Origin of the sequence: Streptomyces sp. SM10 (assembly GCF_002910915.1) — a bacterium.
GTDB lineage: Bacteria > Actinomycetota > Actinomycetes > Streptomycetales > Streptomycetaceae > Streptomyces.
Map to the genome: position 1 here is coordinate 39,688 of NZ_NEUF01000102.1, position 9,450 is coordinate 49,137.

The 9,450-nt window shown below is 72.2% G+C and carries 8 protein-coding genes and 1 pseudogene; 4 read left to right on the forward strand and 5 right to left on the reverse strand.

Features of this window, described 5'->3' with window-relative positions:
* Positions 1 to 50 precede the first annotated feature (50 nt).
* Complete coding sequence (locus B9S57_RS15885; RefSeq protein WP_103516232.1) at positions 51 to 539, reverse strand: ribose-5-phosphate isomerase; 489 nt, start codon at positions 537 to 539, stop codon at positions 51 to 53.
* A 239-nt stretch (positions 540 to 778) separates the two neighbouring features.
* Between B9S57_RS15885 and B9S57_RS15890 the strand changes: the two genes are divergently transcribed.
* Both B9S57_RS15890 and B9S57_RS15895 read left to right on the forward strand, forming a co-directional pair.
* The gene (locus tag B9S57_RS15890) at positions 779 to 2,224 is read left to right on the forward strand and encodes an amino acid permease (protein WP_103516233.1); all 1,446 of its coding nucleotides are present in this window, start codon (positions 779 to 781) and stop codon (positions 2,222 to 2,224) included.
* Positions 2,225 to 2,314: 90 nt separating this feature from the next.
* Positions 2,315 to 3,613, forward strand: coding sequence for an FAD-binding oxidoreductase (locus B9S57_RS15895; RefSeq protein WP_103516234.1), 1,299 nt, complete (start codon positions 2,315 to 2,317; stop codon positions 3,611 to 3,613).
* Here the strand turns inward: B9S57_RS15895 and B9S57_RS15900 are convergent.
* Positions 3,594 to 4,187, reverse strand: coding sequence for a biotin transporter BioY (locus B9S57_RS15900; RefSeq protein WP_103516235.1), 594 nt, complete (start codon positions 4,185 to 4,187; stop codon positions 3,594 to 3,596). The two genes, B9S57_RS15895 and B9S57_RS15900, sit on opposite strands and share 20 nt — an antisense overlap.
* 258 nt (positions 4,188 to 4,445) lie before the next feature.
* Here B9S57_RS15900 and B9S57_RS15905 point away from each other — a divergent pair, with 258 nt between their 5' ends.
* Both B9S57_RS15905 and B9S57_RS15910 read left to right on the forward strand, forming a co-directional pair.
* Positions 4,446 to 5,837: an amino acid permease gene (locus B9S57_RS15905; protein ID WP_103516236.1), complete on the forward strand. Its 1,392-nt coding sequence runs from the start codon at positions 4,446 to 4,448 to the stop codon at positions 5,835 to 5,837.
* A gap of 118 nt (positions 5,838 to 5,955) precedes the next feature.
* Positions 5,956 to 7,368 (forward strand): amino acid permease, encoded by a 1,413-nt coding sequence (locus B9S57_RS15910; RefSeq protein WP_103516268.1) that lies wholly within the window; start codon positions 5,956 to 5,958, stop codon positions 7,366 to 7,368.
* A gap of 40 nt (positions 7,369 to 7,408) precedes the next feature.
* Here the strand turns inward: B9S57_RS15910 and B9S57_RS15915 are convergent.
* The 3 genes and pseudogenes from B9S57_RS15915 to B9S57_RS15925 all read right to left on the reverse strand — a co-directional run.
* Positions 7,409 to 7,903, reverse strand: a pseudogene (locus B9S57_RS15915) (ArsR/SmtB family transcription factor); the annotation flags it as partial.
* A 106-nt stretch (positions 7,904 to 8,009) separates the two neighbouring features.
* Entirely contained in the window at positions 8,010 to 8,516 is a 507-nt protein-coding gene (locus tag B9S57_RS15920; RefSeq protein ID WP_103516237.1) for a hypothetical protein, read from the reverse strand.
* A gap of 135 nt (positions 8,517 to 8,651) precedes the next feature.
* The coding region (locus B9S57_RS15925; protein WP_258036405.1) for a hypothetical protein at positions 8,652 to 9,450 on the reverse strand (799 nt) is incomplete at its 5' end.

The following is a 9,450-nucleotide window of genomic DNA, read 5'->3' on the forward strand; positions in this document are numbered from 1 at the left end:
GTGCCGCCGGGAGGTGTCCCGGCGGCACGAGGGAGGCGGGTGCGGGCAGTTCAGCCCTGCTGCGGGTGGTGGGCCGGGATCGGGGGGAGCTCGCCGGTGCTCTCGTACGCCGAGAGCATCTCGATGCGGCGGGTGTGACGCTCCTCACCCGAGTACGGGGTGGCCAGGAAGATCTCGACGAACCTGGTGGACTCCTCCACCGTGTGCATCCGGCCACCGATGGCCACGACGTTGGCGTCGTTGTGCTCGCGGCCGAGCGCCGCGGTCTGCTCGCTCCAGGCGAGCGCGGCGCGGACGCCCTTGACCTTGTTCGCGGCGATCTGCTCGCCGTTGCCCGAGCCGCCGATGACGATGCCGAGGCTCTCCTTGTCCGCGGCCGTCCGCTCGGCGGCGCGGAGGCAGAACGGCGGATAGTCGTCCTGGGCGTCGTAGATGTGGGGACCGCAGTCGACGGCCTCGTGGCCGTGGGCGGTGAGCCACTCGACGAGGTGGTTCTTCAATTCGAAGCCGGCATGGTCGGAGCCGAGGTACACGCGCATGGAGCGAAGTGTGGCACGGAACGGGCGGGGTAACCGTCAGCGGGGTCGGGGGCCGGCCGGGGCCGGGTTCCGCCCGGGGCTGCGGGCAAGGCCGCTCGGGCAATGATCGGGTCAAGGAAACGGATGCGGGGGTTCCGCTTCTGGTGTCGATCGGGCTTGAATGCGTGGTCTTGCCTTCGCACCATCCCCGCACGGGCAACACCCGACACACGTGATCAGGAAACGTAAGGATTCGATCCATGACGTCGCAGACGACTCTGGCAGGACCGGGCCAACAGCCCGGCGAGCCGGGTAAGCCGGACTCCCCGGACGGGCTCCAGGCCGGTCTCAAGAATCGTCATCTCTCGATGATCGCCATCGGCGGTGTGATCGGAGCGGGCCTCTTCGTCGGCTCCGGAGCCGGCATCGCCGCCGCGGGACCGGCCATCCTCCTGTCGTACGCCCTGGTCGGCGCGATGGTCGTCCTCGTCATGCGAATGCTCGGTGAGATGGCCGTGGCCCGGCCGAGTTCAGGCTCCTTCTCGGCCTACGCCGACCGGGCCCTGGGCCGCTGGGCCGGTTTCTCCATCGGCTGGCTGTACTGGTTCTTCTGGGTCGTGGTGCTCGCCGTGGAGGCCACGGCGGGTGCCAAGATCCTGGAGAGCTGGGTCCCCGGCGTCCCGCAGTGGGCCTGGGCCCTGATCGTCATGGTGGTGCTGACCGCGACGAACCTGGTCTCCGTCGGCTCGTACGGCGAGTTCGAGTTCTGGTTCGCCGGGATCAAGGTCGTGGCGATCGGCGCGTTCGTCATCGTCGGCCTGCTCGCCGTGTTCGGTGTGCTGCCGGGCTCGGACAGCGCGGGGTCGGGCCTCGCCCACCTCACGGACACCGGCGGATTCTTCCCCGAGGGACCGGGCGCCATCCTCACGGGTGTGCTGATGGTCGTCTTCTCCTTCATGGGCAGCGAGATCGTGACGCTGGCGGCCGGTGAGTCCGAGAACCCGCAGCGGGCCGTCTCCAAGGCCACCAACAGCGTGATCTGGCGCATCGCCATCTTCTACCTCGGCTCGATCTTCGTCGTCCTCACCCTGCTGCCCTGGAACGACCCCTCGATCGTCGAGGACGGTTCGTACGTCGCCGCACTGAACGTCATCGGCATCCCGCACGCCGGCCAGGTCATGGACGTCATCGTGCTGACCGCCGTGCTGTCCTGCCTGAACTCCGGCCTCTACACGGCCTCGCGCATGGCCTTCTCGCTCGGCCGGCGGGGAGACGCGCCGAAGGCCTTCGCCACGGTGAACAAGCGGGGCGTGCCCCAGGCGGCGATCCTGTCGTCCGTCGTGTTCGGCTTCGTCGCCGTGTTCTTCAACTACCAGTGGCCCGACACGGTGTTCGCGTTCCTGCTGAACTCCTCCGGCGCGGTGGCCCTCTTCGTCTGGCTGGTCATCTGCTTCACGCAACTGCGGATGCGCGGCATCATCCTGCGCGAGTCCCCCGAGAAGCTCGTGGTGAAGATGTGGCTCTTCCCGTACCTGACGTGGGCGACGATCGCGATGATCTCCTTCGTCCTCGTCTACATGCTGACCGACGACGCCGGGCGCGAGCAGGTGCTGCTCTCGCTGCTGGTCGCGGCCCTGGTCGTGGGGATCTCGCTGGTGCGCGACGCCCGCAGCCGGAAGGCGGAGGCGGCGGCGCCGGTCGAGTGACCGTCACGCATACCTGACGGCGGATGTCAGGTATACCCGGAAGGCTCTCCCTCGCCCCGCGATCCCGCGAGCGAACGGAGAGCCTTCCTCATGTCCGCCACCCCCGCAGTCGACAGCTTCCAGACCGGGTTCCCCATCCGCCCCGATCTCCTGGTCGAGGCCCGCGACGCCGCCGATGTGGTGGCCGCGGTGCGGGACGCCGCCGCATGCGGCCTGCCCGTCTCCGTCCATGCGACCGGGCACGGCCTGCCGGGGCCCCTCGAGGGCGGGGTGCTCATCAGCACCCGCCGGATGGACACCGTGGCGGTCGATCCCGGGTGCCGCACCGCGCGCATCGGCGCGGGCGCGACCTGGGGCGCGGTGATCGCGGCGGCGGCGCCCCACGGGCTCGCGCCGCTGAACGGCTCGTCGCCGGGCGTCGGCGCCGTCTCCTACACCCTGGGCGGCGGGCTGGGCATCCTGGCCCGGGAGTTCGGCTACGCCGCCGACCACGTCCGCGCGCTGGACGTGGTGACCGCCGACGGTGTCCTGCGCCACGTCACCCCGGAGCGCGAGCCGGACCTCTTCTGGGGCCTGCGGGGCGGCGGGCACCGGCTGGGCGTCGTGACGGGGCTGGAGATCGGCCTGGTGGCGGTGGCGCGGCTGTACGGCGGCTCGCTGGCCTTCGACGGGGGCGCGGCCCCGGAGGTGCTGGGGCGCTGGCTGGAGTGGACCCGTACGGTGCCGGAGACCTGCACCTCCTCCGTCGCGGCCCTGCGCTACCCGGACCTGCCGCAGCTGCCCGAGGAGGTGCGGGGCCGGTACGTGGTGTCGGTGCGCGTCGCGTGCACCGGTGGGGCGGCGGACGGCGAGGCGCTGGTGGCGCCGCTGCGGGCGGTCGGGCCCACGCTCTCGGACTCGCTGCGGGAGATGCCGTACACCGAGAGCCACACCGTCCACAGCGACCCGCCGTTCCCGCACGCCTACTACGGCGAGGGGCTGATGCTCCGCGACCTGGACGCCGGGACCGCGGCGCGGGTGCTGGAGCTGACCGGGCCGAAGGCCCCGATGATGACGGTGGTCCAGCTCAACCACCTGGGCGGCGCCCTGGCCGCCCGCCCCGCCGTCGACAGCGCGGTGCCCCACCGCGACGCGGGTTATCTGCTGCGGCTGCTCTCACCGCTGGACGGTACGGACGTGGAGTCGGCACGGGCGCTGTTCGGTGAGGTGGCGGGAGGGCTGGCCCCGTACGTCCTGGGCCGCGCGCTCGGCTTCTCCTTCGGGGGCGGGGACCGCACGGAAGGGTTCCACGGGCCCGGGACGCGCGAGAGGCTCGCCGGTCTGGTGTCGCGATACGACCCGGCGAGCCTCTTCGGTGGTGCCTACGGCGTCAGCCGCGACGCCCGATGAGCTTCCAGGAGGCCGGCAGCGCGCCCATGGCCAGCGCCGCCTTGAGGGCGTCGCCGATCAGGAACGGCACCAGGCCGGCCGCGACGGCGGCGCTCATCGACATGCCGGTGGAGAGGGCCAGGTACGGCACGCCGACCGCGTAGATGATCAGGGAGCCGACCACCATCGTGCCCGCGGTGCGCAGGACGGACCGGTCACCACCCCGGCGGGCCAGGCCGCCGACGACCGTGGCGGCGAGCAGCATGCCGAGGACGTAGCCGAAGGAGGCTCCGCCCGGCCCCGAGGAGCCCTCGGAGAACCACGGCATGCCGGCCATGCCGACGAGCGCGTACAGGGCGAGGGAGAGGAAGCCCCGACGGGCGCCGAGCGCGGTGCCGATGAGCAGGGCCGCGAAGGTCTGGCCGGTGACGGGGACCGGGGAGCCGGGGACGGGCACGGCGATCTGCGCCGCGATGCCGGTGAGGGCCGCGCCGCCGACGACCAGCGCCGTGTCCACGGCGTAGCGGTGCCGGACTGCGGGCAGCAGGTCGGCGAGGACCGCTCCGGAACGGACGGGGGCGGCAGCAGTGCTCATCGGGGACTCCGCAGGTGAGGTCGGCAGGCAGGACTGAGGGTGACGTTAGCCCACGCCCTGTCGCCCGATCACCGTCAGCCGCCCACAAAGCGGCGGTTGAGGGGTTAGTCGGGTTCGGACAAAGAGCAGGGCGCAATCCCGCCTCGGCGTGATGCTGGTCACGGAGGTGGGGGTGTGCCCGGCCCTCCGTCGGGGAAGGGGCGCCACTTCGTGAGACTGTAGGTTCCCCATAAATGATCCGAGAGTGACCCGCAGCTCATGCACGACGCGCCCCCCACGCACTCCCCCGTACGCTCCGAACCCCTGGCCCATGGCCTGAAGCAGCGCCATCTGACGATGCTCGGCCTGGGCGGGGTGATCGGCGCCGGGCTCTTCGTCGGGTCGGGCGCCGGGATCGCGGTCGCCGGTCCCGCCGTCGTCGTCTCGTATCTGATCGCGGGCGCCCTCGCGATGCTGGTGATGCGGATGCTCGGCGAGATGTCGGCGGCGATGCCCGCGTCCGGGTCCTTCTCCGTCCACGCGGAGCGTGCGCTGGGCCGCTGGGCCGGCTTCAGCGTGGGCTGGCTCTACTGGTTCATGCTGGTGGTGGTGCTCGCCGTGGAGGCGACGGCCGCCGCGCAGATCGCCCACGGCTGGGTGCCCGCGGTGGACCAGTGGCTCTGGGTTCTGCTGTTCATGGTGGTGTTCACCGTGGCCAACCTGACGGCCGTGAAGAACTTCGGCGAGTTCGAGTTCTGGTTCGCGGCGCTGAAGGTGACCGCGATCGTGGTCTTCCTGGTGCTCGGCCTGCTGGCCGTCCTCGGCGCCCTCCCGGACACCGACGCGGCGGGACTGACCAACCTCACGGGCCGGGGCGGCTTCCTCCCCAACGGCTGGGACGGGGTGGTCGCCGGTGTGCTCACGGTGGTGTTCGCCTTCGGCGGGCTGGAGGTCGTGACGATCGCGGCGGCCGAGACCGACGATCCGGCACGCGCCGTGGGTCGCGCGGTGCGCAGCGCGATGGTGCGCATCCTCTTCTTCTACGTCGGTTCGATGCTGGTGATCGTGACCGTGCTGCCGTGGACCGCGCAGCAGGCCGGGCTCAGCCCCTACGTGAAGGTCCTGGACTCGATCGGGGTGCCGTCGGCCGGGCAGATCATGAACATCGTGGTGTTCGTGGCGCTGCTCTCGGCGCTCAACGCCAATCTCTACGGCTCGTCCCGGATGATCTTCTCGCTGGCCGAGCGCGGCGAGGCGCCGCGCGGGCTGCTGAAGGTGTCGGGCGGACCGGGCGGCGGGGTGCCACGCCGGGCGGTCCTGGCCTCGGTGGCCTTCGGCTTCGTCTCCGTCCTGCTCAATCTCCGGTGGCCCGACACCGTCTTCCTCCACATGCTCAACTCCGTCGGCGCGGTCCTGCTGTTCGTCTGGGCCCTGATCGCCGCCTCGCAGCTGCGGCTGCGGCGCCGGCTGGAGCGGGAGGCGCCGGGCGCCCTGGAGCTGCGGATGTGGTGCTTCCCGTATCTGACCTGGGTGACCCTGGCCGGTCTGGCCGCCGTCCTGCTGCTGATGCTGAGCGACGACGCGGCCCGTCCGCAGGTGCTGTGGTCGGCCGGGGCCACCGCCCTCGTCCTGCTCGTGGCGGCCGTGAGGGAAGCGCGCGCGAAGGCGTAGGCGGGTGAGCACCTTGTGTGAGCCTGGTGACCGTATAGCGGACAGATGTTCCCCCTGAGCGGGGCGGATGACCAGACTGTGGGCCGTTCCCGTCCCGACCAGTGAACTGAGCCTGTCCATGTCCCGGACCTCCGCGCCGCCCCCCACGGACGCCGCCGCCCCCGCCGCCGACTCCGCGCTCACGCACGGGCTCAAGCAGCGCCATCTCTCGATGATCGCCCTGGGCGGTGTGATCGGCGCCGGGCTGTTCGTCGGCTCGGGTGCGGGCATCGCCGCGGCCGGCCCCTCGATCGTCATCGCCTACGCGGTCTCCGGGCTGCTGGTCATGTTCGTGATGCGGATGCTCGGAGAGATGTCGGCGGCCAACCCCGCCTCCGGCTCCTTCTCCGTCCACGCCGAACGGGCGATCGGCCCGTGGGCCGGCTTCACCGCCGGGTGGGCGTTCTGGGTGCTGCTCTGCGTCGCCGTCGGCCTGGAGGGCATCGGCGCCGCCCAGATCGTCACGGGCTGGCTGCCCGGCACGCCCGAGTGGGCCTGGGTCGCGCTCTTCATGGTGATCTTCCTCGGCACGAATCTCGCCGCCGTGAAGAACTTCGGCGAGTTCGAGTTCTGGTTCGCCACGCTGAAGGTCGTCGCGATCACCCTCTTCCTGGTGCTCGGCGTCCTCGCGATCCTGGGCGTCCTCCCCGGCACCGACTCCCCCGGCACCTCGAACCTCACCGGGGACGGCGGCTTCATGCCGCACGGCTCCGAGGGCCTCATCATCGGGCTGCTCGCCTCGGTCTTCGCGTACGGCGGCCTCGAGACGGTGACCATCGCGGCGGCCGAGTCCGAGAACCCGGTGCAGGGTGTCGCCAAGGCGGTGCGTACGGCGATGTGGCGCATCGCCGTCTTCTACATCGGCTCGATGGCGGTCATCGTGACCCTCGTGCCGTGGGACGACCCGAAGGTCGCCGAGGTCGGCCCCTTCTACGCGATGCTCGACCACCTCGGCATCGGCGGCGCCGCCGAGATCATGAACGTGGTCATCTTCGTCGCCCTGCTCTCCGCGATGAACGCCAACATCTACGGCTCCTCCCGCATGGCCTGCTCCCTCGTCGCCCGCGGCCAGGGTCCGAAGGCGCTCGGCAAGGTCTCCTCGGGCGTCCCGCGCAACGCGGTGCTCGTCTCCTCGGTCTTCGGCTTCCTGTGCGTGCTGCTCAGCTACTGGCGCCCCGACGACGTCTTCCCGTGGCTCCTCAACATGATCGGCGCGGTGATCCTCGTCGTCTGGATCTTCATCGCCGTCTCCCAGCTGATCCTCCGCAGGCGGACGGAGCGCGAGGCCCCGGACCGGCTCGTCGTGCGGATGTGGCTCTTCCCGGTCCTGACGATCGTGGCGCTGGCGGCCATGGCCGGCATCTTCGTCCTGATGCTCCGCCAGCCCGACACCCGCGACCAGCTGCTGGCGACGGGTGCGCTGACCGCGCTGCTGATCGTGACCGGCCTGGTCCGGCAGAAGCGTGCGGAGCGCGGCACGGCGACCGGCTGACCGGCCGCCCTGCGGCGTCGCGGAGCTGGAGAGGGCCGCCTCAGCCGCGCTGAGCCCGCAGGAGAACCCCGGCCGCCTCGGTCCGGAAGTAGAGGACCGAGCGGCCGGACCGCCGGCGCCCGGCCAGGCCGGCGTCGAGCAGGACCCTCAGGTGCTGGCCCACCGACCCCAGGCCCTGGCCCGTGAGCGCCACCAGCTCGGTGGTGGACCGGGGGCTCTCGAGCAGCACGAGGACACCGGCCCGCGCGGGCCCGAGCAGCCGGCCGAGGCTGTCGGGGACGACGGGCCGGTCCGCATCCGACAGGGTTCCGGAGCAGGCGTACACGACCGCGTACCGCTGCGCCTCCTCCTCCCAGGACACCCATCCCTGGCGCGGCGTGACGGGGACGAACATCAGGCGTACGCCGGAGAGTTCACGCGGCGGGTAGGCGCGCGGGTTGACCTGGAGCCGGTTGCCGCCGAGCCAGCGCATCCCGGGGTTGAGCGCCTCCAGTGCGGTGGCCCAGCCGCTCCGGCCGACCTGTCCCGCGCGCGAGTGACTGGAGCGTACGCGCAGTGGACCACCGCCACCACGGGGATCGTCCTGATGGCCGCCGCCTCCGTCGCCCTCACACTGGGCCTCGCACGGGGGCGCGGAGCGATCAGTAGCCCTGACCGACCAGGAACGAGTCGAAGTCGAGCGTGAGGGAGCGGGCCTCGTCCGAGTGGGCCGCGGTGTCGCCGTCGACCAGCGCGAAGACGCAGATGCCCCGCCGGGTCCGCACCGCCCACATGCTGCGGGCCCCGTCGCGCAGCAGCACCAGGTCGAGGTCGGTCCCGGTGACCGCGTCCGTGATCCGCTCCAGACTCTCGCGGTGCCAGGCCGTCTCCGCGAGCCGGAGCGTGCGTCCGCTCTCCTCCCCGTCCGTCCACAGCGCCTCCAGCTCGGCGAGGTAGGGGGGTTCAGGGGTGGCGGTGCCCGGTGGCCGGCCCTCGGGCCCGGTGGGGGCGTGGAAGTGCCGGTGGCCGTCCTCGCCCTCGCGCCCGGCAGCGGCGAAGAAGCCCGACTCGGCGGAGAAGGCCGCCGCGGCCCGCACCGCGGGGGGCCCCTCGCCCAGGGCGAAGCGGGATCTGAGGACTTCTTCCCATTGCTCGGTCGCAGGAGACATCAGTGGTGGCCTTTCGTCGCTGTCGTTCCGGTTCGCGGCCCCCGGCCGGGGTGGTTCCGGGGTGTACGTACCCGGCATCTCCTGCCCGTGGATGTGCTGATCAGACGCACGACCGGGAGACCGTCCGGTGCGGCTCTAGTCGCCGCCACCACCGTCTCCCCCGCCACCGCCCCCGCTGTCACCACCGCCGCCGTCTCCCCCGCCGTCACCGCCGTCGCCGCCGTCGGCGCCCCAGCCGTCGCCGCCGCCGGGCTGGTTGTCGTCGCTGCTCGTGCCGAGGTTGCTGAACCAGGGGCGGCCCCAGCCCTCGTCCAGGGCGATGGGCTCGGCCCCGCTCGCCCGGCCGCGCTCGGCGCGGAAGCGGGCAGCGCCGGTGGTGTCGCCCAGCCCGAACGCCGCGGCGAAGACCTGGGCCATGACGGCGTCCAGCGGGTCGGGGCTCTCGTGGCGTACCGGGGAGAGCGGCAGCAGTACGGTCTCCGGGTCACGGGCCGGCCTGCGGGGCGGACGCTCCAGGAGGGCGACGCGCCGTCCGTCGCGCAGCAGGCAGGAACTGACCGCGCTCTCCCGCTTCAGCGTCCACTCCGTCCCGGGCAGCCGCACCTCCACCGAGCTTCTGGACTTGCGCAGCTTCTGCCTGAGCCGGAGTTCCGCCCTCGTGTCACCGACGGTCAGCACCAGGCCCCTGGACGGTTCGGAGGCGTCGCGGGAGAGGCCGCGGGGCGCCCGTATGCGCACCACGGGAGCCTGCGGGCCCCACACGTCCACACGCATCAGACGGCGGTCCACGGCGACGGTGACCGGTCCGGCGGGTCCCTGCGCGTGTCTCCGGGCGATCCAGAGAGGGACGCCCTCGGCCCCGGCCCGGGCGGACAGGGCGGCCACCTGCTCGGGCCCGCCGCACCGCTGTACCGCCAGTTCGCCCAGCGCGCGG

Excerpts from the sequence above, each read along its gene's own strand:
- B9S57_RS15885 (WP_103516232.1), bottom strand. The coding sequence starts at position 539 with ATGCGCGTGTACCTCGGCTCCGACCATGCCGGCTTCGAATTGAAGAAC.
- B9S57_RS15890 (WP_103516233.1), top strand. The coding sequence starts at position 779 with ATGACGTCGCAGACGACTCTGGCAGGACCGGGCCAACAGCCCGGCGAG.
- B9S57_RS15895 (WP_103516234.1), top strand. The coding sequence starts at position 2,315 with ATGTCCGCCACCCCCGCAGTCGACAGCTTCCAGACCGGGTTCCCCATC.
- B9S57_RS15900 (WP_103516235.1), bottom strand. The coding sequence starts at position 4,187 with ATGAGCACTGCTGCCGCCCCCGTCCGTTCCGGAGCGGTCCTCGCCGAC.
- B9S57_RS15905 (WP_103516236.1), top strand. The coding sequence starts at position 4,446 with ATGCACGACGCGCCCCCCACGCACTCCCCCGTACGCTCCGAACCCCTG.
- B9S57_RS15910 (WP_103516268.1), top strand. The coding sequence starts at position 5,956 with ATGTCCCGGACCTCCGCGCCGCCCCCCACGGACGCCGCCGCCCCCGCC.
- B9S57_RS15920 (WP_103516237.1), bottom strand. The coding sequence starts at position 8,516 with ATGTCTCCTGCGACCGAGCAATGGGAAGAAGTCCTCAGATCCCGCTTC.